Below are 25,618 nucleotides of genomic sequence, written 5' to 3' on the forward strand. Positions count from 1 at the left end.
GAGCCAAATCATGTGCGATTTGGCTCTTTTTGTTATTGCTGATTTCTCATAATCCACTCTGCATGAGCATTCGTAGAAGGAGGTGGTTCAGTTGGTGTTTTGTTCTGATTCTGATTCGTTTCTTTCTTTGCTTTTTCGTCAGAGTTAGAATTTGAAGAAGGATTTGATTCGGTTTTTGTAGTTGGATTTTCTTGAGTGTTTGCTGTTTCTCCTAATTCTTTTTTAATTTCGTTACGTACTGTCTCTACACCGATTGGATCTGGAAGGAAGTAATAAATACCACCTATTTTTTTGTCTTCTCCTTCGAGTTTGAACGTTTGTATTGTAGAAGGATCAAACCCAGATAGTTTATTGTAAAGTGCAAGTCCGTCAGAAATAGGAATGTCAGTTTTTATATATTTTCCAACGACTGCTGTTAAATCTTTAATTTTAAATACGGTAGAGGCTGAATTTAGTTTTTGAGCAACAGCGGCTAGTAATTGTCTTTGTCTAGCGGCCCGACCGTAATCGCCGTTTGGATCCTGCTTTCGCATACGTACGTATGCGAGTGCTTCTTCCCCATTTAAGTCTTGTTGTCCTTGCTTAAATTCGATTTTTTTGTAGTAATCCACGTCCGAACGCTCCCAAAAATCGAATGGGACATCAACAGTAACACCGCCAACAGCATCAACAATACCTTTAAAGCCTTGGAAATCAATTTTAATATAATGGTCTACAGGAACTTTTAGAAAACCTTCGACCGTTTTGATTGCCATTTCTTCTCCGCCGTAAGCGTGCGCAGCGTTAATTTTGTCTTCTTTGTTCTTTCCAGCAATTGGAATGCGACTATCACGAGGGATACTCATAAGCGAAATCTTTTTAGTTTTCGGATTGACTGTCGCAAACATTAATGAATCTGTACGACCGTTTTGACCGTCCGTTGCATAATCTTCTATACCCATAATAAGGAGTGTAAAAGGCTCCTTTGTAATTTCTACATCTTCGGTTCTCAAGTCCGATTTTTGACGAGTAAAACCACTATACATCCCCATGAGAGAAGAGTAGGAATTTAATATATAAAGTCCTACACCACCAAATAAAAATACGAAAATAAGGAAGTAGAAAAACTTTCTTCTTCGTTTCTTTTTTATTCTGCTATTTTGGAGATGATAATAACGTTCTTCCATATATAATCTCCTTAGTTCATTTGTAGGGAAGGAATTCACTACATTAATCTTTAAAGATGAGGGTGTAGTTATTCTTAGATAACATCTTGTTCTAAGTACAACATATCTCCTTCTTTAATTGTACATTTCCCATTTGTTAATTCAATCATCCAATCTGTGAATGCTTGTTTTCCGTCTTCTTCTACATACGTATCAAATGTGACATTTTCTAGATAATGTATATCTTTAATGGCATATTTTGAATTACGTAATTCATTTTCAATTTTGCCAAGTAATGTGTAATCAATTTCGGTCTGCATAACACGCATTAGTTTTCGCTCGACAACACCGACATGATTAATGCCTTCGCTTGTACATTTTCCATATGCGCGAATTAATCCGCCTGCGCCAAGTTTGATGCCACCAAAATAGCGTGTAACGACAACGACGGTATCCTTTAAACCGCGTTTTTTTAGTACCTCTAACATAGGTACGCCAGCTGTACCGCTAGGTTCTCCATCATCATTTGCTTTTTGAATTTGATCTTGTTCGCCAATCAAATAAGCAGAACAATTATGTGTGGCATTCCAATTTTGTTTTTTTATTTTTTGTATAAATTCTTGAGCTTCTTCTTCGGTTGTAGCTCGGCTAATATAACAGATAAATCTCGATTTTTGAATGACAATTTCGTGCTCACCGTATTCTTTGATTGTTAAATATTGTAATAACACTCGTATACGCCCCTATCTGCCAAAATGACTAGTACTTTACATTTTAAAAGCGAGCGTTTTTATATTCAAACATTTTTTATAAATAAGTTGAAATTTTTGGTGAGTATTTCACCTTTTTGTTGTAATTTGTCGAGATGGTGAGTATAATTTCAAATCGGCATTTTCATGTATGGATGCACCATTTTTAGTTTTCGTGTAAACTTAGGGAATAAAAACTTTTTTATAAGGCAGGTACGCAAATGAAAACAGCTATTGTTACTGATAGTACAGCATATATACCGAAGCATATTCGTGATGAACTCAATATATATATGATTCCATTAAACGTTGTGTTTGGAACGGAATCTTATCAAGAAGAGGCTGAAATTTCAGCAGATGATTTTTATGTAAAAGTACGTGAGCAAGAAGAACTTCCGAAAACTTCTCAGCCAGCAATTGGAAAGTTTGTTGAGCTATATGAAGAATTATCTAAGGATTATGATGCAGTTATTAGTATTCATCTTTCAAGTGGAATTAGTGGTACATATCAAACAGCAACGGCAGCTGGACAGATGGTAGAGGGTATTGATGTATATACGTACGACTCTGAAATTAGTTGTGAAGTACAAGGATTCTATGTGCGTGAAGGGGCAAAATTAGCAAGCGAAGGAAAGGATCCGAAAGAGATCGTTGCCCGTTTTGATGAAATGAAGAAAACGATGGACGCTTATTTTGTAGTGGATGATTTACATCATTTACAACGTGGAGGACGATTAAATAGTGCGCAAGCCTTCATTGGTAGTTTGTTACAAGTGAAGCCCGTTTTATATTTTAGAGATAAAATCATTATTCCATTTGAAAAGATTCGTACACGTAAAAAAGCGTTAAAACGAATTGTTGAAATTTTTGATGAGCAAGCAAGTCAAGGTGTACCTATGGAAGCAGTTATCATTCATGCACAACGTGAAGAGGAAGCGAATGAATGGAAGGCAGAATTAGAAGCAAAATATCCTCATGTTACAATCCGCACAGGTTATTTCGGTGCTGTAATTGGTACGCATTTAGGTGAAGGTGCACTAGGTCTTGGATGGTATACGAAGTAATAAGATATAAAAAGCTCTCTTTTTGAAGAGGGTTTTTTTACGGATATTTTACGTGTAGTTGACAAGTTAATATTTGGAAATGGTAAAATGTACGTAAAATAAAATAATGAGGAAAGTTTTATAACTTACTTTTTACAAGAAACTATATTATAATGGAAGAGAGGTGAAACATATGGAGCATAATTCTTGTTTATGTCCAAAGTTTGAGTCAGCTTTTACTTTGCTTAGTAAAAAATGGACTGGCTTAATTATTAAATCTTTGCTTGAAGAGTCAAAACGTTTTAGAGAAATCGCAGATATTATACCGAATATGAGCGATCGTATGTTATCAGAGCGTTTAAAGGAATTGGAAAGCGAAGGCATTGTAGTTCGTAATGTTTATCCAGAAGTACCAGTTCGAATCGAGTACGGCTTAACTGAAAAAGGGAAAGCATTAGAAAGTGTTATGGATGAAGTCCAAAATTGGGCTGAGAAATGGATGAAATAACGTTTTGATTTCATTCGTATTAGTGTATTTAACAAAACGTAAGGGAAACCTTGCGTTTTTTCTTTGCTTATAAAAAGCTTTTAAAATTCTACACATATATACAAAAATATGCATATTTTGCGATAGAGTTACATATAATATTACATTTGTTTTACAATAGCGTAACATTAGCAAAAAAAATCCCGAATTATGGTATAAATTTTATAGGTTATATACGGAAAAAAGACAAAAGAAAGCGGTGTAAAAAATAAAATGAAAAAGCTAAAAATGGCATCTTGCGCATTAGTTGCAGGGTTAATGTTTTCAGGACTAACACCAAATGTATTTGCAGAAGATAAAATTTCTGACGTGAAATCACAAATTAATACACAAAATGACACTTTACATAAACAACAACAAGAACGTGATGTATTACAAAAGCAAATGAATGACTTAAACAAAACAATTCAAGGTTTGGATAAATCTGTTCAAGAGAATGCTTCAAAACTTGATGAAACAACGAAAAAAGTTGCGGATACTGAGCGATTAATCGAAAATAAAAATAAAGATATTGCAGAACTACAAACGAAAATTGCAAAACGTGAAGAGTTATTAAGAAAACGTTTAGTTGCACTTCAAGAACAACCAAACACAAATGTTGTAACAGAAGTTCTTGTAAACTCTAAAAATGTTGCAGATCTAGTTGATCGCTTAAATTCTGTTTCTAAAATTCTTGCGTCTGATGAAGATATCATGAAAACACAACAAGAAGATCAAGCGAACGTGAAAAAAGATGTTGAAACGGTAAAAACAAAGCAAAAAGAATTAAAAGAAGCACAAGCTCAAATTGAAACTGCTAAGAAAGAACTTGACGCTGAAAAAGCGAAAAAATCAACAGCAGTAAATGATTTAAGCGGTAAAATGGATACAGTTGTAACTTCAATGACAAGTACGGAAAGTCAATTGAAAGATCTTGAAAAACAAGCACTGCAATTACAACGTATTGCTGAACAAGAAGCACAAGAAAAGGCTGCACAAGAAGCTGCTGCTCAAAAACAAGCAGAACAAGCTGCTAAAGATGCGCAAGCGCCTACAGCACAAGCACCTGCAGCACAAACTGCACCAGCAAACAATGGTGGACAAGCTCAAAAAGAGGAACCTAAAAAAGAAGAGCCTAAAAAAGAAGCACCTAAGCAAGAAAAGAAACAAGCAGAGCCAGCACCAGCTTCAAATGCGGGTGGCGTAATTGGTAAAGCACAAGGTTACTTAGGCTTACCATATGTTTGGGGAAGTGCATCTCCATCAAACGGTGGTTTTGACTGTAGTGGATTCATTTCTTACATCTTCGGCGTAGGTCGTCAAGACGTTGCAGGTTACTGGAACTCAGTTTCTAAAGTAAGTAGCCCACAACCTGGAGATTTAGTATTCTTCCAAGGTACTTATAAACCAGGTCCATCTCACATCGGTATTTACGTTGGTAATGGCCAAATGATTCATGCTGGTGATAAAGGGATTGCTTATGCTAGCTTAAGCAGTAGCTACAACCAAAAACATTTCTTAGGATACGGTAGATTCTAGGATTTATAAACGAATAAAACATGTGTATAAAGTCGATAGCTTACTATTTTATAAGTAGGTTATCGGCTTTTTTGAGTTTTTACGAGATTATGAGAAAGGTTTATAGTAGTGCTGGAGGTGGTTGCTGATGTTAGCAGGGAAACAGTTACTATTAGAGGAACTCTCTTCAGATTTACGGGATACATTACATGATTTGAAAAAGAAGAGGAAGGTCGTATATGTACAAGGCGTAATAAAGAAGGCTTCTAAATATATATGTCAGCGCTGCGGAAATATAGAGCAGCGGCTATTTGCGTCATTTTCATGTAAAAGGTGCAGTAAAGTATGTACGTATTGCCGAAAGTGTATAACGATGGGGAGAGTTAGTGAATGTGCTGTACTTGTTCGTGGGATCGCTGAAAGAAAAGGAGAAAAAGGTTTAAATTCTTTACAGTGGAACGGGACTTTGTCTACCGGTCAGGAGTTGGCGGCGCAAGGTGTTATAGAAGCTATTAAGCAGAAAGAATCGTTTTTTATTTGGGCTGTGTGCGGGGCTGGAAAAACTGAAATGCTGTTTTACGGTATTGCAGAGGCACTTCAAAAAGGAGAAAGAATTTGTATCGCAACGCCAAGAACAGACGTTGTACTAGAATTAGCGCCGAGATTACAAAAAGTGTTTCCAAATGTAAATGTAGCGTCCTTATACGGAGGAAGTGAAGATAGGGACAAAGATGCAGCGTTAGTCGTTGCAACGACTCATCAACTGTTACGTTACTATAGAGCGTTTCATGTCATGGTTGTAGATGAGATAGATGCCTTCCCGTATTATGCGGATCAAATGTTACAGTATGCAGTGCAACAAGCGATGAAAGAGAAAGCGGCGCGTATTTATTTAACGGCAACTCCCGATGAAAAGTGGAAACATAATTTCAGAAGTGGTAAACAAAAAGGTATCATTGTCCCTGGACGATACCATCGTCATCCGTTACCAGTTCCTCTATTTTGCTGGTGCGGAAATTGGAAGAAAAGCCTCCATCATAAAAGAATTCCTCGAGTGTTACTACAATGGTTAGAAATGTACGTAAACAAAAAACATCCTATTTTTTTATTTGTTCCTCATGTGCGATATATAGAAGAATTGAGCCTGATATTGAAAACGTTGGATCCTAGAATCGATGGTGTACATGCAGAAGATCCGATGAGAAAAGAAAAAGTAGCAGCTTTCAGAAAGGGAGAAATTCCTTTATTAGTTACAACGACAATTTTAGAGAGAGGAGTAACTGTGAAGAATTTACAAGTTGCGGTGTTAGGGGCGGAAGAAGAAATCTTTTCAGAAAGTGCGCTCGTACAAATTGCAGGCCGAGCAGGTCGTAGTTTTGAAGAACCTTATGGTGAGGTCGTTTATTTTCATTGCGGTAAGACAGAGGCGATGGTACGCGCGAAAAGGCATATTCAAAGTATGAACAAAAAGGCGAAAGAACAAGGGTTAATCGATTAATGCATTGTCTACTTTGCGATGAGTATATGTTGGAAACAGTTAGTTGGTACACCTTCTTTGTAAAGTCTCACACAAAATATATATGTGACAGGTGTGAGCGGAAACTTTCCTATATTATAGGAGAGATTTGCATGGAGTGTGGGCGACCTTTAGAGGACTTGCCTTCCGAATATAAAGAAAATGATATTTGTATGGATTGCGTAAGGTGGATAAATGAGGAGAATTATCGTCCTTTTAAAAATCGTTCTTTGCACGTGTACGATGATGAGATGAAAGAAATATTAGCACAGTTTAAGTTTCGGGGGGATGCGGAGTTAGTTCATATTTTTTATCGATCCTTTCGGGAGCTGTTTCAAAAGCATTTTACGAGCATTTCAAGTGTTATTGCTGTTCCACTTAGTAGGGAACGGGAATATGAACGTGGTTTTAATCAGGCAGAGTTATTAGCAGCATGCTTACCTGTCAAAATTTCTTATCCCTCATTAAGAAGAAGGGAAACAGAAAAGCAAAGTAAGAAGACACGTAACGAAAGGCTTTCGGGAAGTAATCCTTTTTATTTTCAGGGAGAAGATATGTTTCATGATCAACATATCTTACTCGTTGATGATGTATATACGACAGGAATTACAGTTAGACAAATTGGAAGTCTTTTATACAATAGAGGAGCAAGGGAAGTTTCTAGTTTGACGCTCTGTAGAAGTTGATCTGTAACTGTCGAAAGGGATAATAAAAAGACGATAAGTCTTCTTTGACTTCGTAAGTTGTCATTCGTTATAGTCAAAGTATGGGGTGAATGCCCTGATTTTTAGAGCGAAGGGAATGGAATGAACATGCAAGGAAGAGTGAAATGGTTCAATGCAGAAAAGGGATTTGGGTTTATTGAGCGTGAAGATGGTGATGATGTGTTTGTTCATTTTTCTGCTATTCAACAAGATGGATATAAGTCATTAGAAGAAGGGCAACAAGTTGAGTTTGACATTGTAGATGGAGCACGTGGACCACAAGCAGCTAATGTTGTAAAACTGTAGGAATATTGTTTTTGGGAAGAGAAAGCTGCGTTTGTGGCAACGTTATATATATGGTAGAACCTCTTGTTTTTTGCAAGGGGTTTTTGTTATGAATCAAGTTGTCAAAAAGTTGTTTCTTTTCTGTAACGAATTGTCCACAGTTATATTCGTTATTCACGATGTTAATAGGATAAAATAAAGATAGAAACGATGCATCTTTTCATTTCAACAAAAAACGATAAAAAAATCGCAATTCCACTAATTTTTTTAAAAAAGTTAGAAGGAGTTTTTAAGCCAGTGTCGAAATTATAGTACATAGGCTTGAAAGGAGGAATTCATCTATGAAATTCAACATTCGTGGTGAAAATATTGAAGTAACTCCAGCATTAAAGGAATATGTAGAGAAAAAACTAAGTAAGTTAGAGCGTTATTTTGATACATTCCCAGAGATTAAAGTTAATTTAAAAGTATACTCTGACAAGCAACGTGTCGAGGTAACAATTCCATTTACTGATTTATTACTTCGTGCAGAAGAAACTAATAGCGATATGTACGCTGCTATCGATTTAGTAGTTGATAAACTTGAGCGACAAATTCGTAAACATAAAACAAAGGTAAATCGTAAGTTACGTGAGAAAGGTTCTGTGAAAACGAACTTTATCCTTCCAGAAGCAGTAGCTGTTCTGGATGCGGTAGAAGAGGATGAATTAGAACTTGTACGTACAAAACGATTTGATTTAAAACCGATGGACGTTGAAGAAGCGATCCTACAAATGGATATGCTAGGACATAATTTCTTCGTCTTCACAAACGCTGATACAAATGAAACTAATGTTGTATACGGCCGTAAAGATGGGAAATATGGTTTAATCGAAACTAAATAATAATTCAAAAGCGCAGCCGAAATGGCTGCGCTTTTTTTATGTTTTAGCTTTTTCTTTTCGAGAGGTGAAAAAATTTATAAGTAGCCAATTTCATTAAGAATTGATTTTTGGACAGTGTTTCGTCAAAACAGTACGGGGAAATTAAAAACTTGGAAAGGTGAGTTACTCTTTATTATTTGGAACAGGCGTAGGTAAGCAGTTAACTTTACAAGTGATTCTTTGCTAGGGATATATTATTGTTTTTTAAAATTTAACGAAATGTTCGTAAGTGTAAAAATAATATTAAATATTCTAAAATCCATTGAAGGTATATCAAGTTGTTGTTACTATAATATTGCATTATATAGATTTAGTTTATTCCTTCAGTGAAAAAATAAAATCAATATAATGCTATAAATTATCGGAGGTGTTTTTATTGAGTATAAAGAAAAAAAGTCGTTTTATGTTTGGGGCTATTTTATCTTTAGGTATTTTAGCTAGTACTTTTGCTTTAACCGAACCTGCTAAGGCTGATACAAGAGATGATCATGTAGAATTTACCTTTAGACTTTGGAGTGCATATGATTTTACTAATGCACGTCCTAAAGGGACACCTACTTCTATGTATATGCGTGTGAAGAGTAGTGAGAAGGGCGGTGGTTCTTTTAACGTTTGGACAGAAGCAGATAAAAATAAAAATAAAGGTGATAGAGATTGGGTAAATGTTTCAGGTGAGTCAGGTAAGCATGAAGGAACGGTGCAACCAGGTAAAACGTATCTTTTCCAAAATTACGCATATGAAAGATATGGAAAAAATGTACCTGTGAGATTTGGTGGTTATTCTAGAGAAAATAATGCTTATCCTACTGCTTGGAGTCCTGATAGTGTAAGACCTGGTGGACCTTACACTGAATATTGATTTAGAAATTATAAATTGAAATTATTTATTTTGTAGTGCTAGAAAAAGTCGTATAGTTCCGAATCTGGATTATACGACTTTTTCTGCTATGTAATTTTAAAAATAGGAGGAGCTGTAATGAAGGTTATTTCCAAGTATGTTTTAGTTTTTTTTTTATTGAGTATTTGTTTCTTAGCTTCTTGTCAAAAGGAAATGGATGAACCTATTGTAAATATTGAAGATACTTTAACGGAAAAAGATAATTTAAAAAGTATTCAGTTACAAGAAATTAAGAAAAATACTATTTTTGAACAAGTATTTTTTGAGAATGAAAATGGTGAGGATTTCTTTCAAGGTCAAACAGATAGAAATGATATTGGAATAGAAGATAAGCTTTTAGATGAAAATTTAAAGTTGGGAGTTATACCGGAAAATTATTATGTTTTTTTAACGGGTGTGACGAATAAGAAAAAACCAACGTATCTTTTGGGGCGGATTGAACAAACTGATGGAAAAGTAATTCAGTGGAAACAAGAAGTTAAGAGTGTAAAAAGAAAAGGTACAGATAATGTTTATCAGTATGAAGTTGAATTTCCTAAGTTTGAGGGGGAGAAAGCACATGTTTCTTTTCGTTACATTTGGATAAATAAAGAAAATAAATGTTATGGTGTTGCAGATCAATTCTTCATATTAAAAAAGATTTAAATTTCAATAATGGTTTATGGAGGAGTTGTAGATGAGTTACTTTTTAGGACGGATTTTAAAAGGTAGGATATTTTGGGTATCTTTATTTATTATGTTAGTAATTGTCATTGCTCAATATATTGCTATGTTTGTAACAACGAAAGGATTTAACGATGCTGGGATTATAAAGGTATCTCCATATTTATCTAACATTTTACATTTTAATAGATTACCATTTTATAGTGAATTTTATCTATTAATATTTCCTATGATTTCTGCAATGGCTGTAGCAGGAATTTATAGAATTGATAAAAATTATGGGTTTATTTATCCTGTTATTTCTAAGATGGGAACATGTCATTATTTTAGGTTACTTTATTTTATTAATTTTATTGTATCTTTTTTTATTATAAGTGTCCCTTTACTATTTCATTTTTATTTATATGCGATGACTTATCCAACAGTTGCTCCGCATCCGATATTAAATTATATGGCTGCTACTGTTTCACCAACAGCTCAATTTAATACGGTTTATTATGAGTATCCTACTTTATATTTTCTTATGTATGTATTTTTAAATGGTTTATACGGTGCGGTTTTTTCAAGTTTGGCTTTATCAGTTTCGTTTTTTATAAGACGAGTTTATTTTATTTATTTAGTTCCATTTATTTTACATATTTTTTGGCTTGGTATTGGAAAGGGGATTCTCAATCCTAAAGATTATTTAATTAAAGACTCCGGTTTTTTTGAATTACAAATTTTTCTTAGTGTGTTGTTATGTATTTGGTTTTGTTCTGTAGTTCTTTATTTACGGGGGAGTAGGAAGCATGTTCTTTTATAATGTAATGAAAGAAACTATAGGGATGAAATATGTTTGGTTAAGTGTTCTCTTCTTACTTAACGTCAGTATCATTGGTTGTTTGTTCAATTATTTTGAACATGGAATTGTAAAAGAGAAAATGAACGAATTGGAAGCTTTGTATAAGGTTATGTCGTTTTATAATTTATCGACTATATTTATTCCTTTAACTATCGTTTTTTCTGTATATTCTATGTCGAATTTTTTTAGTATTTATGTAGTTTACCGAGTGAATAATGCATTGAAATTAGTTTCTATATATTATTTGAAACTATTCGTTTTTGTTTGCTTTTTTGCTGGGAGTATGATTTTACAGTTATTTTTGATGGCAAATATGATGGTTGTAAATAGTATTTATGTGAATTATGCATTGTTATTTTGCATTCAATTATTTGCGACTATTTTTATATGTATGATAAGTGCTTTATTGCAATTATTTTTACCTAGTTTACTTATAATAATATGTATGATCACTGCAGTTTTACTAGATAGATTTATATTACATGGATTTTTATTTACAAATGTTTTTTATATAAATGTGTTTGAAGATGCCACTGGTTTACTTATACGCTTATTTGGATGTTTTTTTATCTTTTTTATAAGTGTATGGATTTTAGCTAAAAAAAGTTATATTTCTATGAATGATGAGACAGAGGTGATCTAGTTTACATTATGATTTTATATTATTTGTTAAAAAGAGATTTACATGTAAGGTTTAGAGATTCCATCAAGATAATGGTTTTTTTATTCTTAATTTACGCTATGATTGTAGTTACTTTTTTATACAATCAGCCTCTTAGTAATGGTAAAGAACCCTCATTGTTAGATGTTACCTTTTATCGATTTTTTCATGGAGTAGACTTTGTAGATTTATCTTATTTTTATAAGGAGGGGCGATTTTCTATCCCTTTTTATTGGATATTCTTTCAAATTGTTCCTTTGTTGCTAGTAGGGAAGTTTGCTTTTTCAGATATTCAACAGAATGGTGTTTATTTGTTTCCTCGTGTTAAGAAGAAGCATTTTCTTTGGTTAACGAAAATACTATCTTTGTTTTTTTACATAATTACTATTTGGATTGTTATGTATTTGATTTGGTTTACTGTTTATTATTTGCTTACTTTTGGCGAGCATTATTTTTCAAATGTATATAGTCAATTTTCTTATAAGATAGTAGGTACTATGCTAATTCAAATAATTCTAAGCTTTTTATTAGCTTTAATTTTTGAGTTTTTAACGCTTTATATACCAATAACTATTGTTTTTATACTGATGTTGATGTACCTATTTTTTTCTATTTTCTTTCATAGTATTTATTTTTTAGGTTCTTTTGTTATGCCAAATCGTTGGTATTTTGTTGATCACAGTTCAATTCAATTGACTTTAGGTAATAATCAATCTATTCAATGGAATGATTTACTTTTAATAGGAGTAGTAATTGTTGTTGTAATGATTTTATTAGGTAGTTTTTGTTTTAAAAAACTAGATGTGATAGGTGAATAATTTATGGAAAATTATATTAAATGTGAATGTATGACGAAAAGATTAAAAGGAAATATTGTGTTAGATAATATTAGTTTGTCAGTAAAAAAAGGCGAATTTTTAGTTTTGAAGGGGCATAATGGCTCTGGTAAAACGATGATTTTACGCGCTATATCAGGGTTAATGCGTTTGAATTCTGGAGTTGTTTATGTAGATAATGAAATGATTGGAAAACAAAAGCAATTTCCTGATTCTATGGGAATATTGATTGAATATCCAAGTTTTATTACAGGGTATACTGGTTTTCAGAACTTGAAATTTTTATCATCGATTAACAATAAAATTTCTGATGAGGAAATTTATAATATTATTCAAAGGGTTGGACTTGATAAAACAGATAAGAGAAAGTATAAAAGATACTCTTTAGGTATGAAACAACGTTTAGGGATAGCGCAAGCTTTAATGGAACAACCAAAATTATTGCTATTAGACGAGCCAACTAATGCTTTAGATATTGATGGGATAAAAGATGTTTTAGATATTTTGAAAGTAGAAAAATCTAAGGGAACGACTATTATAGTAGCTAGTCATGATGTGCATGTTCTAGATAATGAAATAGTAGATCGTATTGTACATGTTAATAATGGAAAGTTGGTAGATTAAGAGTGACAAAAAAACATATCTTAATAATTATTGGGTTGTGTGTGTTGCTATGTATATTTGCTAGTTTATTTAGATTTAAAACATTAAATCTAAATAATGAATCTTATAAAGTGGTAAAAGATGAATTTTTACCTAATAGAACTTTTGAAGATAGACAAGGAGTTACGTTTCATGCACTTGATCCTCTTGATCCTACAAAAGTTTATGATCCTTATGAAGACCGTGAAGTAATGACGTATGTGTTACCTTTAGATATTACAAATACAACGAATCGGGATATTAATTTGCTTAGTAATAAGTCTATTTCCAGTACAATGTTTTATTCTAAAATAGGCGAGTTTTATAATTTGATTCCTTATTCAATGGAATTACCTGAAAAATATCAGTTTGAACCTGTAATACCTGCTGGTAAAACAGTAAGAGGATATATAGGGACAAATTATTTTATAGGAGATGACCTTTATAAAAATTATAAAAACTTTTCAAATGAATCAACTAAAGTGAAATTCATTTCTTTTATGAAGGATAAGAAAGGGAAATATCATGAATTGGAAATACCGATAAATTAATGCATGATTGATACAGATATATTTTAAGTGTGCTTTAGGGGTGCCGTGGTTGAGTATATCTTGCAACATAATATTATCTTTTAAAGTCGGAGGTTTTGCGCAGGTGTAAGTATCTATGGATGCTGCACCGACGAAATCTTCGGCTTTTTGTAATTATCGATTTAGATTTTATTAAGGAGTATATTCAAGTCATTTTTTTTGAAAGGAAAATGACTTGGATTTAATACGAAATTTGTAACGTGAACTTGAAATAATGAGACAGAGAAAAGAAACGTAACAAATGAAATAAAAACTTTTTCTGAATATAAGGCCTGACATTCGGCCGATTGTTGTCATAGTTATAAGACAAGTGTTACAATTATCATTAGGTATATACATTTTAGTTTTTTTAATTAGGAGAAAAATTGGCATAACATACATTTGATTTTTATAACGACTGATTGTAATAGAAAAAGAAAAAACAATCGGAAGTTTTATTTTAATAAAAAAGAGGAGCGTATTTCCTATGATCGGTATTTTAAAAAAGGTATTTGATGTAAATCAACGCCAAATTAAACGTATGCAGAAGACAGTTGAGCAAATTGATGCATTAGAATCATCTATTAAGCCATTAACAGATGAGCAATTAAAAGGAAAGACGCTTGAATTTAAAGAACGTTTAACAAAAGGTGAGACAGTAGATGATCTACTTCCTGAAGCTTTTGCAGTTGTTCGCGAAGCTGCGACTCGTGTTCTTGGAATGCGTCCGTATGGCGTGCAGTTAATGGGTGGTATTGCCTTACATGAAGGAAATATCTCTGAGATGAAAACGGGTGAAGGTAAAACGTTAACATCTACATTACCTGTATATTTAAATGCTTTAACAGGAAAAGGTGTTCACGTTGTTACAGTCAATGAATACTTAGCACAACGTGATGCGAGCGAAATGGGACAACTTCATGAGTTCCTAGGCTTAACGGTAGGAATTAACTTAAACAGCATGTCACGCGAAGAGAAACAAGAGGCTTATGCTGCTGATATTACGTATAGCACAAATAATGAGCTTGGATTCGATTACTTACGTGACAACATGGTTTTATATAGAGAACAGTGCGTTCAGCGTCCACTTCATTTTGCTATTATCGATGAAGTCGATTCTATTTTAGTCGATGAAGCACGTACGCCGCTTATTATTTCGGGACAAGCTCAAAAATCAACAGAGTTATACATGTTTGCAAATGCATTCGTTCGTACATTAGAAAATGAAAAAGAGTATTCATTTGATGTGAAAACGAAAAATGTAATGTTAACTGAAGATGGTATTACGAAAGCAGAGAAAGCTTTCCATATTGAAAACTTATTCGATTTAAAACATGTCGCACTTCTTCACCATATTAATCAGGCACTTCGTGCACACGTTGTTATGCACCTTGATACAGATTATGTTGTACAAGAAGGCGAAATCGTAATTGTAGACCAATTCACTGGTCGTCTTATGAAAGGTCGTCGTTATAGCGAAGGTTTGCACCAAGCTATTGAAGCAAAAGAAGGCGTAGAAATTCAAAATGAAAGTATGACACTCGCAACAATTACGTTCCAGAACTATTTCCGTATGTATGAAAAGTTATCTGGTATGACTGGTACAGCGAAAACGGAAGAAGAAGAATTCCGTAGTATTTACAATATGAATGTTATCGTAATTCCAACGAACAAAGATATTATTCGTGATGACCGTGCTGATTTAATCTTCAAATCAATGGAAGGCAAATTCAATGCAGTTGTTGAGGATATTGTAAATCGTCATAAACAAGGGCAACCTATTCTTGTTGGTACAGTTGCAATTGAAACGTCAGAGCTTATTTCAAAAATGTTAACACGTAAAGGTGTACGCCATAACATTTTAAACGCGAAAAACCATGCGCGAGAAGCAGATATCATTGCAGAAGCTGGTATGAAAGGTGCTGTAACGATTGCGACGAATATGGCTGGTCGTGGTACGGATATTAAGCTTGGAGACGATATTAAAAACGTTGGTCTAGCAGTTATCGGTACAGAGCGTCACGAAAGCCGTCGTATTGATAATCAGTTACGTGGTCGTGCTGGTCGTCAAGGGGACCCTGGTGTAACGCAGTTCTACTTGTCTATGGAAGATGAACTAATGCGCCGCTTCGGTTCTGACAATATGAAAGCGATGATGGATCGTCTTGGTATGGATGATTCACAGCCGATTGAAAGTAAAATGGTTTCTCGTGCGGTAGAATCTGCACAAAAACGTGTAGAAGGAAATAACTATGATGCACGTAAGCAGTTACTGCAGTACGATGATGTACTTCGTCAGCAACGTGAAGTTATTTACAAACAGCGTCAAGAAGTAATGGATTCTGAGAACTTACGCAGTATTATTGAAGGTATGATGAAATCTACAGTAGAACGTGCTGTTGCGCTTCATACACAAGAGGAAATTGAAGAAGATTGGAACATTAAAGGTCTTGTTGACTACTTAAATACAAACCTTCTGCAAGAAGGCGATATAAAAGAAGAAGAGTTACGTCGTCTTGCTCCAGAGGAAATGAGCGAGCCAATTATCGCGAAACTAATAGAGCGTTACAACGACAAAGAAAAGCTTCTGCCAGAAGAGCAAATGCGTGAGTTTGAAAAAGTTGTTGTATTCCGTGTAGTAGATACGAAATGGACAGAGCATATTGATGCGATGGATCACCTTCGTGAAGGTATTCATTTACGTGCTTACGGTCAAATTGATCCACTTCGTGAGTATCAAATGGAAGGATTCGCAATGTTCGAGTCAATGATTGCTTCTATTGAAGAGGAAATCTCTCGTTACATTATGAAAGCTGAAATTGAACAAAACTTAGAGCGTCAAGAAGTTGTTCAAGGTGAAGCTGTTCATCCATCTAGCGATGGCGAAGAAGCGAAGAAAAAACCAGTTGTAAAAGGAGACCAAGTAGGCCGCAACGATTTATGTAAATGTGGTAGCGGTAAAAAATATAAAAACTGCTGTGGTATCGGGAAGTAATACAGGGCGGTAGCCCAGATTACTTTGCAAAATTTTACATCAAAAATGTATAATTAAGAAAGATTAAACTCTCTCCGTCATAAGTGGAGAGAGTTTCCCTTGTTTTCATAAGAAAGTAACAGCAATTACATAGAGGTGAAGGAAATGGAATTAGTAGAAATTAGACAAGAATTAGAGAAAATGGCTAAGAGATTAGCGGCTTTTAGGGGGTCTCTTTGACCTTCCTACTAAGGAGAAACAAATTGCAGAGTTAGAAGAGACAATGATGGGTGCAGGATTTTGGGATGACCAACAAGGCGCACAAGCTGTAATTAACGAAGCTAATGCACTGAAAGAGATGGTTGGAAAGTTCCGTCAGTTAGATGAGACATTCGAAAATTTAGAAATCACGCATGAGCTTTTAAAAGAAGAGTATGATGAAGATTTACATGAGGAACTTGAATCTGAAGTGAAAGGCTTAATTCAAGAAATGAATGAGTATGAGCTTCAGTTACTACTAAGCGATCCTTATGATAAAAATAACGCTATTTTAGAATTACACCCAGGTGCTGGTGGAACAGAGTCACAAGACTGGGGTTCTATGTTATTACGTATGTACACACGTTGGGCTGAAAAACGTGGGTTTAAAGTAGAAACGGTTGACTACTTACCAGGTGATGAAGCTGGTATTAAGAGTGTTACTTTATTAATTAAAGGTCATAACGCTTACGGTTATTTAAAGGCAGAGAAAGGTGTACATCGTCTTGTACGTATTTCGCCATTCGATTCTTCAGGCCGTCGTCATACATCGTTCGTATCTTGTGAAGTTGTACCTGAGTTCAATGATGAAGTTGAAATCGAAATACGTTCAGAAGACTTAAAAGTTGATACGTACCGTGCAAGTGGTGCAGGTGGACAGCATATTAATACGACAGACTCAGCAGTTCGTATTACACATACACCAACAAACACAGTTGTAACATGTCAGTCAGAGCGTTCACAAATTAAAAACCGTGAGCACGCGATGAAAATGTTAAAAGCGAAATTGTATCAAAAGAAACTAGAAGAGCAACAAGCGGAGTTAGATGAAATTCGCGGTGAACAAAAAGAAATCGGATGGGGTAGCCAAATTCGTTCTTACGTATTCCACCCGTATTCTCTTGTGAAAGACCACCGTACAAATACAGAGGTTGGTAACGTACAAGCGGTTATGGATGGAGAAATTGATCCATTTATTGATGCTTACTTACGTTCTCGCATCTAATAAGCGAAAAAAAGCCAACAAAGTTGTTGGCGTATGCTGAGGATAGTCGAGGAGATAAAGAATTTGATTTTATTTCTATAGATGAAGTAGAGAGGAAGAGAAGTTGGAAACGACAACTTCTCTTTTTGATGGGATTATATGTAGCATACAATGTTGTATATTGTATTGTAAAAAGTAGAGAATAGTAAAACAGAGCGGCAATAGAGTAAGACTTTAACAGAACTTTTCTGATTTTCTGTTCAACAAGAATTCTTTATAGAAGTTTTTACGTTGTTCACAGAATTGAAACAACTTATGAAAGCTTTATATTATCAGGGTTCTTACTGTGTTTTTGAAAAATATGAAATATACCTTAGTTTTTCTATATAAAGATAATGCTTATAATGAAAATGAGTGTGTTAGGAATGAAAAGAATATCAACAATGGGGAGCGATAGAAGTGAAAAAGAAATTGTTGGCTATTGCGTTAGGAACATCAGTCGTTTTTGCTTTAGGAGCATGTGGAAATAAAGAAGAGAGTAAGCCTTCGAAACAATCTGCAAGCACAGATAGCGCAGAGCAAATTTACCAAAAAAGTTGTATAGGCTGTCACGCGAAAGATTTATCGGGAGCAACTGGACCGGATTTACGAAAAGTGGGGCAGAAATATGATGCAGCAGAGATTGAAAAGATTATTGAAAAAGGTCGCGGTTCTATGTCACCAGGAATCATTCAAGGTGAAGATGCGAAAAAAGTAGCTGAGTGGTTAGCTGAACATAAATAAAAAAGGATAAAATGGACGAGTTGGTTATATAATCTTATCCCAAAATGATTTTGGGTAAGAACTATGACGACTCGTTTCCTTTTTCTGGAGTGTAACATAACTGTAACAAAAATGTATCCGAACTGGAAACCGTTTGATGTTACAATGGGGTTTGTAGAATTTTGCTGAAATATATTACATAGAGTAGCGCTGCTAATAAAAAGCATGAATGGAAGCTACCTTCAACAAGAGTGGTTAAGTGAGAATAAAGTTTTTATTTTCAGATGTACAGAAAAGTATTTCGAAAAAAATCATTAAGTATTGGGTGATAAATAATGATAAAAATGACGAATGTTTATAAGGAGTACCCGAATGGTATGAAAGCCATTGCTGGTCTCACAGTTAACATTAAACAAGGTGAGTTTGTATACGTAGTTGGACCGAGTGGAGCCGGGAAATCTACATTTATTAAAATGATGTATCGTGAAGAGAAGCCATCTACAGGATCAATTAATGTAAATGGACTTGTTATTGAAACATTAGCAGAAAGAGATGTTCCATATTTCCGTCGTCAATTAGGCGTAATTTTCCAAGATTTTAAATTACTACCTAAGTTAACGGTATATGAGAATGTTGCGTTTGCCTTAGAAGTAATTGAAGAAGAAAAAGAAGCCATTCGTGAGCGTGTAACAGAAGTTTTAGGTCTTGTAGGTCTTGAGGATCGTGCAGACGCACTACCAAGTGAACTTTCGGGCGGAGAGCAGCAACGTGTTGCGATTGCGAGAGCAATTGTTAATAGACCAAAGGTTGTAATTGCCGATGAGCCAACAGGTAACTTAGATATTGAAACAGCTCTTGATATTATGAAGATTTTTACGCGTATTAACGAGCGTGGTACAACGATTGTTATGGCGACACATAACTCAGATATCGTAAATACAATTCGTCATCGTGTAATCGCGATTGAAGGCGGAAAAATTGTTCGAGATGAGATTGAGGGAGGATACGGATATGAAGGCTAAGACCCTTAGTCGACATTTGCGAGAAGGTGTAAAGAATCTATCACGTAACGGATGGATGACGTTTGCTTCTGTTAGTGCAGTAACAGTTACATTATTACTTGTAGGTGTCTTTTTAACAGCGATTATGAATATGAACCATTTTGCGACGAAAGTAGAGCAAGATGTAGAGATTCGTGTACACATTGATCCAGCAGCAAAAGAAGCTGATCAAAAGAAATTAGAAGATGATATGAGTAAGGTTGCAAAAGTAGACTCTATTAAATATTCATCTAAAGAAGAAGAGCTAAAACGCTTAATTAAAAGCTTAGGTGATAGCGGAAAAACGTTTGAGTTATTTGAACAAGATAACCCACTTAAAAACGTATTCATTGTAAAAGCAAAAGAACCAACAGATACAGCGACAATCGCGAAAAAGATTGAGAAAATGCAGTTTGTAAGTAATGTTCAATATGGTAAAGGCCAAGTTGAAAAATTATTTGATACTGTAAAAACAGGACGTAATATCGGGATTGCGTTAATTGCAGGTCTTTTATTCACAGCGATGTTCTTAATCTCTAATACAATTAAAATTACAATTTATGCTCGTAGTACAGAAATCGAAATTATGAAACTAGTAGGTGCAACAAACTGGTTTATTCGTTGGCCGTTCTTATTAGAGGGATTATTCCTAGGAGTATTAGGATCAATTATTCCAATTGGCCTAATTCTAGTTACGTATAATTCACTACAAAGTGTGTTTAACGAAAAACTTGGCGGAACAATTTTCGAACTTCTACCATACAGTCCTTTCGTATTCCAATTAGCTGGTTTACTAGTGTTAATCGGGGCTTTAATCGGTATGTGGGGAAGTGTAATGTCAATTCGTCGCTTCTTAAAAGTATAAAAAGTTGCAAACATAATTCGTACAAGCTTATCATATAGTAGAAATAGGTAAAGGCATCACACACTGTGTGATGCCTTTTGCTACACCACCTGTGTGTTTTGGAAAGGGGAATTCCGCATTGAAACGTAGAGTTGCAATTATTGGAATGGTTGTTGCATTTTTAATTGGTGCTGGCGGAATGTTTGCAGGTATGTCTTTATTTGGGGTTAACCCAGCAGAAGTAACGCAAACAATTTCGAGTGGAAACGTTAGCACCGCGCAAGGGAATTTGGCAAAAATTAATGAGGCGTATGCACTAATTGATTCACGTTATGTGGAAGACGTGAAGGATGACAAGTTAGTCGAAGGTGCAATACAAGGCATGTTGTCTACGCTGAAGGACCCTTATTCCACGTATATGGATAAAGAAACGGCTAAACAGTTTAGTGAATCACTTGATCCTGAGTTAGAGGGGATCGGGGCTGAGGTGAACAAAACGGACGGTAAGCTTATTATCGTATCTCCAATTAAAGGCTCACCGGCAGAAAAGATTGGAATTAAACCGAATGACCAAATTTTATCTGTAGATGGAAATAGTGTGAAAGATTTATCACGTGAAGAAGCAGTATTAAAGATTCGTGGTAAAAAAGGAACGACTGTCGCGATTGAAATTAAGCGTGCAGGAGTAGCTGATCCGATTGTATTTAAAATTAAGCGTGAAAAAATTCCAATCTTCACAGTGTTTAGTTCTGTGAAACAAGAGAGTGGAAAAGATATCGGTTATATGCAAATCACTTCTTTTGCTGAAAATACGGCGAAAGAATTTAAGGATCAGTTAAAAGAGTTAGAGAAGAAAAATATAAAAGGCTTAGTTATTGACGTGCGTGGTAATCCTGGTGGCTACTTAAATAGTGTAGAAGAGATACTAGGGGAAATTATGACGGATAAAAAGCCGATGCTACAAGTAGAGCAACGAAATGGTGAGAAAAAGAAATTCTCTACGGAACTGAAAGAGAAAAAGCCATATCCAATTTCAGTATTAATTGATAACGGAAGTGCTTCTGCTTCAGAGATTTTAGCGGGTGCGCTAAAAGAGGGAGAAGGATACGATTTAATTGGTGAAAAAACGTTTGGTAAAGGTACTGTTCAGCAAGCCGTTCCGTTTAAAGATGGCAGCAACATTAAATTAACGATGTTTAAATGGTTAACACCGGATGGAAACTGGATTCATAAAAAAGGAATCGCGCCAACAGTAGAAGTGAAGCAACCGGATTATTATCATGCGACACCAATTCAAATTGAAAAAACACTTTCATACAATTCAAATGATGTGCAAGTAAAACACGCGCAAGAAATGCTTAAGAGTTTAGGATATGTACCGGGGCGTGAAGATGGATACTTTAGTAAAGAGACAGAATCAGCGCTGAAAGCATTCCAAAATGCGAATGAGATGGAAGCGACAGGGCAGCTGGATAAAAAGACAGCTGAGGCGATTCAAACTAAAATTATTGAAAAAATCCGTTCTGGAGAAAATGATCTACAATTACAGTCCGCATTAAAATTAATAGCGAAATAAAAAGAAATACAGGCAGTTTGCTGCCTGTATTTTTTTGTGTTAAACAAACGTTTGTCCAGTTATGATAATATAAAAAGAAAGAATGATATAAATGGTGGTGAATGGGTTCGTGGAGGCATGGATTTTTGAAATAATGCGGGCAGTTGGACGTTTTTTCTTACACCCTGCTGTCTATGTATTTTTAATAAGTAGTATCTTCGTTGGATACTTACGTATGTTACGAGAACGAAAGGATTTTTCCTTTAAAGTTTATGATATTTGGTTTGAACTACGAACATCTCTATTTGCGGGAGTTGGATACGGATTAATCGTATCTATTATTACAATTGGACTTGGCCTTGTCGTTTCTAAAGCGAGCTTATGGGTCATCTTACTTTGGACGTTATTATTTGGATTAACTGCTATGTATCGATATTTATCAGCAGCTTATACATTTAGTATCGCAATTGTGTGCGTTCTAGTATCTTCTAAGCTACCAGTTTCCTTCTTACAGCTTGGAGAAGGGGAAGAGAGTACGATTGTATCTCTTGCTATTTTACTAGGCGTCATGCTCGTTGTAGAGGGCTTGTTGATTTCTAAAAATGCAGTAGGATATTCTACGCCGAAGATTAGGAAGGGGAAGCGTGGGCTAAAGATTGGTTTACACGAATCAAAGCGTTTATGGATCGTGCCTATTTTTATTCTTGTACCAGGTGATGCAGTAACGCAGTTTATTTCATGGTGGCCTGTCGTTTCAATCGGTTCACATACCTATTCTCTATTCCTCGTTCCATTTTTAATTGGATTTATGAGAAAGATTAGAAGTTATGAACCAACGGAAGCCTTATTATTTACAGGAAGACGTGTCTACGGATTAGCAGGAATTGTACTTGTTTTAGGAATGGCAAGTTATTGGTGGCACGTACTTGCCATTATCGCAATGGGAGTCGCAATGCTTGGGCGTTTCACAATTTCCATGCAAGAAAAAATTGCGGATGAGACAAGACCGGCGTATTTCGCTGCACGTAATGATGGACTTGTTGTATTAGATACAATCCCGAATACAATTGGGGCAGAGCTGAATTTACTGCCTGGAGAAGTGATTACGAAAGTAAATGGAGTCATTCCAAGAAGTGCTGAGGAATTTTATGATGCGCTTCAAACGAAGACGACAGGAGCATTTTGCAAGTTAGAAGTATTAGATACAAATGGAGAGCTTCGCCTTGCTCAAACGGCATTATACGCCGGAGGACATCACGAATTAGGTATTGTGTTTGTTCAGCAGGAGCATGAGTGGGATTCGGAAGCGATGTAATAGAAGAAAGGGTATCACCTTGTGGTGATACCCTTTTTGGTTGCGGGGGGTGAGATTGGTAGTAAATAGGATTTGTATCAGCGATTATTCAAATATATCGACTTTCCGGCAAAAAACGACAACTATCGCAAACCTTCTTTTGAAGTTTCATAGACGGATAACTTGAATAATTATTTGATAATGGTTATCATTTAGGGAGTCTTTTTAATTTTGGAAAATGGAGGTAAGATATGCTACGTAAATTTTTTTCTTACTATAAACCGTATAAAGGTTTATTTATACTCGACTTTTCTTGCGCAGTTGTCGCAGGGTTACTAGAACTTGGCTTCCCGCTTATCGTAAATCAATTTATTGATAAGTTATTGCCAGGACAAAACTGGACGCTTATTTTATGGGCTTGTTTCGGTTTACTTGCAGTGTATATATTAAATGCAGGCTTACAATACGTCGTTACATATTGGGGACATATGCTTGGTGTTAACATTGAAACGGATATGAGACAGAAATTATTTGATCACATTCAAAAGCTATCATTCAGATTTTTTGACAATAATAAAACAGGTCATTTAATTTCACGTCTTACAAACGACTTAATGGAAATTGGGGAAATTGCTCACCATGGGCCAGAAGATTTATTTATCGCTGTTATGACTTTAGTTGGGGCATTCTCATTTATGATGATGATCAACTGGAAGTTAGCGTTATTAACGTTCTTCGTTATTCCATTCCTATTGTGGTTGGCACTTTACTTCAATAAAAAAATGACAGGTACGTTTAGACGTTTATTCTCAGACGTTGCTGATTTCAATGCATGTATTGAGAACAACGTTGGCGGTATCCGTGTTGTACAAGCATTCGGAAATGAAAAGTTTGAGAAAGAGCAATTTGCTGTAAACAATGCTCGTTTCCGTACAACGAAATTAATGGCGTATAAAATTATGGCGTTAAATTCATCGATTAGTTATATGCTCATGCGTCTCGTAACGCTCTTCGTCTTAATATGCGGTACATGGTTTGTTCTGCAAGGTGAATTAACGTACGGTGGATTTATCGGATTCGTTCTATTAACGAATATTTTCTTCCGCCCAATTGAAAAAATTAATGCGGTAATCGAAAGCTATCCGAAAGGGATCGCTGGTTTTAAGAGATATGTAGAGCTTCTTGAAACAGAGCCAGATATTGTAGACTCTAAAGATGCGATGGAAGTTAAACATGTACATGGTGATATTCAATATAGCAACATTACATTCGGATATGAAAATAAAGAACCAATTTTAAATGATATTAGTTTGAAAATACATGCAGGTGAAACAGTTGCTTTCGTAGGACCATCAGGAGCTGGAAAAACGACGTTATGTAGTCTATTACCACGTTTTTATGAACAATCGTCTGGATCGATTCAAATTGATGGTATTGATACGAAAGATATGACGTTATCTTCACTTCGTAAGCAAATTGGAATTGTGCAGCAAGATGTGTTCTTATTCTCAGGAACAATTCGTGAAAATATCGCTTACGGAAACTTAAAGGCGTCAGAAGCTGAAATTTGGCAGGCAGTAAAACGTGCGCAGTTAGAAGACTTAATTTACTCACAACCAGACGGTTTAGATACTGTTATTGGTGAGCGTGGTGTGAAACTTTCTGGTGGACAGAAGCAACGTCTAGCGATTGCTCGTATGTTCTTGAAAAACCCGCCAATTTTAATATTAGATGAAGCGACTTCCGCATTAGATACAGAGACGGAACTAGCGATTCAAAAATCACTTGCTGAACTATCTGTCGGCCGTACAACATTAGTTATCGCTCACAGACTTGCAACGATTAAAAATGCAGATCGTATCGTCGTTGTAAATAAAGATGGTATTGCAGAACAAGGTTCGCATGAGGAACTAATTGAGCAAGGCGGAGGATATAGCCGTTTATACGAAGCTCAGTTCAGTTCGTAAAGATAATTTCTGCTGAATTAGTGCACTATAAGTAAGTGAAAATCTTATATGGGAGGCTATGAAGCATGATTGTAACAACAACGTCTACAATTCAAGGAAAAGAAATTATTGAGTATATCGATATCGTCAATGGAGAAGCGATTATGGGCGCGAATATCGTTCGTGACCTTTTCGCCTCTGTCCGTGACGTTGTCGGCGGTCGTGCGGGCGCTTATGAAAGTAAATTAAAAGAAGCGCGCGACATTGCAATGGAAGAGATGAAAACTTTCGCAAGACAAAAAAATGCGAATGCAATTGTTGGTATCGACGTGGATTACGAAGTAGTTCGCGAAGGAATGCTAATGGTTGCAGTGAGCGGAACTGCTGTCCGTATTTAAAGTAAAAAGCCGTGCTGATGCACGGTTTTTTCACTTTTATTAA

General features: G+C 35.2%; 24 protein-coding genes and 1 pseudogene. 23 read left to right on the forward strand and 2 right to left on the reverse strand.

Annotated features, from left to right (window positions below):
• Nucleotides 1-32: 32 nt before the first annotated feature.
• Together MNO09_RS03770 and MNO09_RS03775 are read right to left on the reverse strand one after the other, a co-directional pair.
• Complete coding sequence (locus tag MNO09_RS03770) at nt 33-1,166, reverse strand: LCP family protein (protein ID WP_000392779.1); 1,134 nt, start codon at nt 1,164-1,166, stop codon at nt 33-35.
• Nucleotides 1,167-1,240: 74 nt separating this feature from the next.
• Nucleotides 1,241-1,876 carry a YigZ family protein gene (locus tag MNO09_RS03775; RefSeq protein ID WP_000926686.1) on the reverse strand — a complete coding sequence of 212 codons (636 nt, stop codon included), beginning with the start codon at nt 1,874-1,876 and terminating at the stop codon, nt 1,241-1,243.
• Nucleotides 1,877-2,115: 239 nt separating this feature from the next.
• On the opposite strand from MNO09_RS03775, the gene MNO09_RS03780 reads away from it, so the two are divergent.
• The 23 genes and pseudogenes from MNO09_RS03780 (at nt 2,116) to MNO09_RS03890 (ending at nt 25,575) form a co-directional block, all read left to right on the forward strand.
• Entirely contained in the window at nt 2,116-2,958 is an 843-nt protein-coding gene (locus MNO09_RS03780) for a DegV family protein (RefSeq protein ID WP_000844761.1), read from the forward strand.
• 172 nt (nt 2,959-3,130) lie between these two features.
• Nucleotides 3,131-3,445 carry a winged helix-turn-helix transcriptional regulator gene (locus MNO09_RS03785; protein ID WP_000400858.1) on the forward strand — a complete coding sequence of 105 codons (315 nt, stop codon included), beginning with the start codon at nt 3,131-3,133 and terminating at the stop codon, nt 3,443-3,445.
• A 146-nt stretch (nt 3,446-3,591) separates the two neighbouring features.
• Nucleotides 3,592-5,002: pseudogene (locus MNO09_RS03790) on the forward strand (C40 family peptidase).
• 127 nt (nt 5,003-5,129) lie between these two features.
• Nucleotides 5,130-6,479 (forward strand): ATP-dependent helicase ComFA, encoded by a 1,350-nt coding sequence (gene comFA, locus MNO09_RS03795; RefSeq protein WP_000879432.1) that lies wholly within the window; start codon nt 5,130-5,132, stop codon nt 6,477-6,479.
• A complete protein-coding gene (locus tag MNO09_RS03800; RefSeq protein ID WP_078183263.1) occupies nt 6,479-7,183 on the forward strand; it encodes a ComFC family protein in 705 nt (234 codons plus the stop codon). The genes comFA and MNO09_RS03800 overlap by 1 nt, the downstream gene beginning before the upstream one ends.
• A gap of 126 nt (nt 7,184-7,309) precedes the next feature.
• Nucleotides 7,310-7,507, forward strand: coding sequence for a cold shock protein CspC (cspC, locus tag MNO09_RS03805; RefSeq protein ID WP_001990088.1), 198 nt, complete (start codon nt 7,310-7,312; stop codon nt 7,505-7,507).
• Nucleotides 7,508-7,827: 320 nt separating this feature from the next.
• Nucleotides 7,828-8,370, forward strand: coding sequence for a ribosome hibernation-promoting factor, HPF/YfiA family (hpf, locus tag MNO09_RS03810; RefSeq protein ID WP_000671193.1), 543 nt, complete (start codon nt 7,828-7,830; stop codon nt 8,368-8,370).
• 415 nt (nt 8,371-8,785) lie between these two features.
• Nucleotides 8,786-9,268: a DUF2712 domain-containing protein gene (locus MNO09_RS03815; RefSeq protein WP_000023372.1), complete on the forward strand. Its 483-nt coding sequence runs from the start codon at nt 8,786-8,788 to the stop codon at nt 9,266-9,268.
• A gap of 117 nt (nt 9,269-9,385) precedes the next feature.
• Nucleotides 9,386-9,952 carry a hypothetical protein gene (locus MNO09_RS03820; RefSeq protein WP_000864804.1) on the forward strand — a complete coding sequence of 189 codons (567 nt, stop codon included), beginning with the start codon at nt 9,386-9,388 and terminating at the stop codon, nt 9,950-9,952.
• Nucleotides 9,953-9,983: 31 nt separating this feature from the next.
• On the forward strand, nt 9,984-10,772 hold the full coding sequence (locus MNO09_RS03825; protein ID WP_000120040.1) for a hypothetical protein: 789 nt from the start codon (nt 9,984-9,986) through the stop codon (nt 10,770-10,772).
• The gene (locus tag MNO09_RS03830) at nt 10,759-11,454 is read left to right on the forward strand and encodes a hypothetical protein (RefSeq protein ID WP_000466498.1); all 696 of its coding nucleotides are present in this window, start codon (nt 10,759-10,761) and stop codon (nt 11,452-11,454) included. Before MNO09_RS03825 ends, MNO09_RS03830 begins: the two co-directional genes overlap by 14 nt.
• Before the next feature lie 71 nt (nt 11,455-11,525).
• On the forward strand, nt 11,526-12,290 hold the full coding sequence (locus MNO09_RS03835; RefSeq protein ID WP_002096202.1) for a hypothetical protein: 765 nt from the start codon (nt 11,526-11,528) through the stop codon (nt 12,288-12,290).
• A gap of 3 nt (nt 12,291-12,293) precedes the next feature.
• Entirely contained in the window at nt 12,294-12,932 is a 639-nt protein-coding gene (locus MNO09_RS03840) for an ATP-binding cassette domain-containing protein (protein WP_000432939.1), read from the forward strand.
• Between the two features lie 41 nt (nt 12,933-12,973).
• Entirely contained in the window at nt 12,974-13,501 is a 528-nt protein-coding gene (locus MNO09_RS03845) for a hypothetical protein (RefSeq protein ID WP_033657705.1), read from the forward strand.
• Nucleotides 13,502-14,006: 505 nt separating this feature from the next.
• Nucleotides 14,007-16,514, forward strand: a complete 2,508-nt coding sequence (secA, locus tag MNO09_RS03850) for a preprotein translocase subunit SecA (RefSeq protein ID WP_000579393.1) — start codon at nt 14,007-14,009, stop codon at nt 16,512-16,514.
• A gap of 144 nt (nt 16,515-16,658) precedes the next feature.
• A protein-coding gene (gene prfB / locus MNO09_RS03855) for a peptide chain release factor 2 (protein ID WP_096001656.1) occupies nt 16,659-17,757 on the forward strand; the annotation gives its coding sequence in 2 pieces (ribosomal slippage) (nt 16,659-16,730 and nt 16,732-17,757; 1,098 coding nt in all).
• 438 nt (nt 17,758-18,195) lie between these two features.
• Nucleotides 18,196-18,519 carry a cytochrome c551 gene (gene cccB / locus MNO09_RS03860; RefSeq protein WP_000727965.1) on the forward strand — a complete coding sequence of 108 codons (324 nt, stop codon included), beginning with the start codon at nt 18,196-18,198 and terminating at the stop codon, nt 18,517-18,519.
• 356 nt (nt 18,520-18,875) lie between these two features.
• The gene (gene ftsE / locus MNO09_RS03865) at nt 18,876-19,520 is read left to right on the forward strand and encodes a cell division ATP-binding protein FtsE (protein WP_002096203.1); all 645 of its coding nucleotides are present in this window, start codon (nt 18,876-18,878) and stop codon (nt 19,518-19,520) included.
• On the forward strand, nt 19,510-20,403 hold the full coding sequence (gene ftsX / locus MNO09_RS03870; protein WP_000645023.1) for a permease-like cell division protein FtsX: 894 nt from the start codon (nt 19,510-19,512) through the stop codon (nt 20,401-20,403). The genes ftsE and ftsX overlap by 11 nt, the downstream gene beginning before the upstream one ends.
• 118 nt (nt 20,404-20,521) lie before the next feature.
• On the forward strand, nt 20,522-21,958 hold the full coding sequence (locus tag MNO09_RS03875; protein ID WP_000830303.1) for a S41 family peptidase: 1,437 nt from the start codon (nt 20,522-20,524) through the stop codon (nt 21,956-21,958).
• 109 nt (nt 21,959-22,067) lie between these two features.
• The gene (locus tag MNO09_RS03880; protein ID WP_000388641.1) at nt 22,068-23,252 is read left to right on the forward strand and encodes a PDZ domain-containing protein; all 1,185 of its coding nucleotides are present in this window, start codon (nt 22,068-22,070) and stop codon (nt 23,250-23,252) included.
• 230 nt (nt 23,253-23,482) lie between these two features.
• Nucleotides 23,483-25,198 (forward strand): ABC transporter ATP-binding protein, encoded by a 1,716-nt coding sequence (locus tag MNO09_RS03885; protein ID WP_000944610.1) that lies wholly within the window; start codon nt 23,483-23,485, stop codon nt 25,196-25,198.
• Between the two features lie 65 nt (nt 25,199-25,263).
• Complete coding sequence (locus tag MNO09_RS03890) at nt 25,264-25,575, forward strand: heavy metal-binding domain-containing protein (RefSeq protein ID WP_000637523.1); 312 nt, start codon at nt 25,264-25,266, stop codon at nt 25,573-25,575.
• Nucleotides 25,576-25,618 lie beyond the last annotated feature (43 nt).

Source organism: Bacillus sp. N5-665 (assembly GCF_022637375.2).
Classification (GTDB): Bacteria; Bacillota; Bacilli; order Bacillales; family Bacillaceae_G; genus Bacillus_A; species Bacillus_A wiedmannii.

Excerpts from the sequence above, each read along its gene's own strand:
- MNO09_RS03770 (WP_000392779.1), bottom strand. The coding sequence starts at position 1,166 with ATGGAAGAACGTTATTATCATCTCCAAAATAGCAGAATAAAAAAGAAA.
- MNO09_RS03780 (WP_000844761.1), top strand. The coding sequence starts at position 2,116 with ATGAAAACAGCTATTGTTACTGATAGTACAGCATATATACCGAAGCAT.
- MNO09_RS03785 (WP_000400858.1), top strand. The coding sequence starts at position 3,131 with ATGGAGCATAATTCTTGTTTATGTCCAAAGTTTGAGTCAGCTTTTACT.
- comFA (WP_000879432.1), top strand. The coding sequence starts at position 5,130 with ATGTTAGCAGGGAAACAGTTACTATTAGAGGAACTCTCTTCAGATTTA.
- MNO09_RS03800 (WP_078183263.1), top strand. The coding sequence starts at position 6,479 with ATGCATTGTCTACTTTGCGATGAGTATATGTTGGAAACAGTTAGTTGG.
- cspC (WP_001990088.1), top strand. The coding sequence starts at position 7,310 with ATGCAAGGAAGAGTGAAATGGTTCAATGCAGAAAAGGGATTTGGGTTT.
- hpf (WP_000671193.1), top strand. The coding sequence starts at position 7,828 with ATGAAATTCAACATTCGTGGTGAAAATATTGAAGTAACTCCAGCATTA.
- MNO09_RS03820 (WP_000864804.1), top strand. The coding sequence starts at position 9,386 with ATGAAGGTTATTTCCAAGTATGTTTTAGTTTTTTTTTTATTGAGTATT.
- MNO09_RS03825 (WP_000120040.1), top strand. The coding sequence starts at position 9,984 with ATGAGTTACTTTTTAGGACGGATTTTAAAAGGTAGGATATTTTGGGTA.
- MNO09_RS03830 (WP_000466498.1), top strand. The coding sequence starts at position 10,759 with ATGTTCTTTTATAATGTAATGAAAGAAACTATAGGGATGAAATATGTT.
- MNO09_RS03835 (WP_002096202.1), top strand. The coding sequence starts at position 11,526 with ATGGTTTTTTTATTCTTAATTTACGCTATGATTGTAGTTACTTTTTTA.
- MNO09_RS03840 (WP_000432939.1), top strand. The coding sequence starts at position 12,294 with ATGGAAAATTATATTAAATGTGAATGTATGACGAAAAGATTAAAAGGA.
- secA (WP_000579393.1), top strand. The coding sequence starts at position 14,007 with ATGATCGGTATTTTAAAAAAGGTATTTGATGTAAATCAACGCCAAATT.
- ftsE (WP_002096203.1), top strand. The coding sequence starts at position 18,876 with ATGAAAGCCATTGCTGGTCTCACAGTTAACATTAAACAAGGTGAGTTT.
- ftsX (WP_000645023.1), top strand. The coding sequence starts at position 19,510 with ATGAAGGCTAAGACCCTTAGTCGACATTTGCGAGAAGGTGTAAAGAAT.
- MNO09_RS03885 (WP_000944610.1), top strand. The coding sequence starts at position 23,483 with ATGCTACGTAAATTTTTTTCTTACTATAAACCGTATAAAGGTTTATTT.
- MNO09_RS03890 (WP_000637523.1), top strand. The coding sequence starts at position 25,264 with ATGATTGTAACAACAACGTCTACAATTCAAGGAAAAGAAATTATTGAG.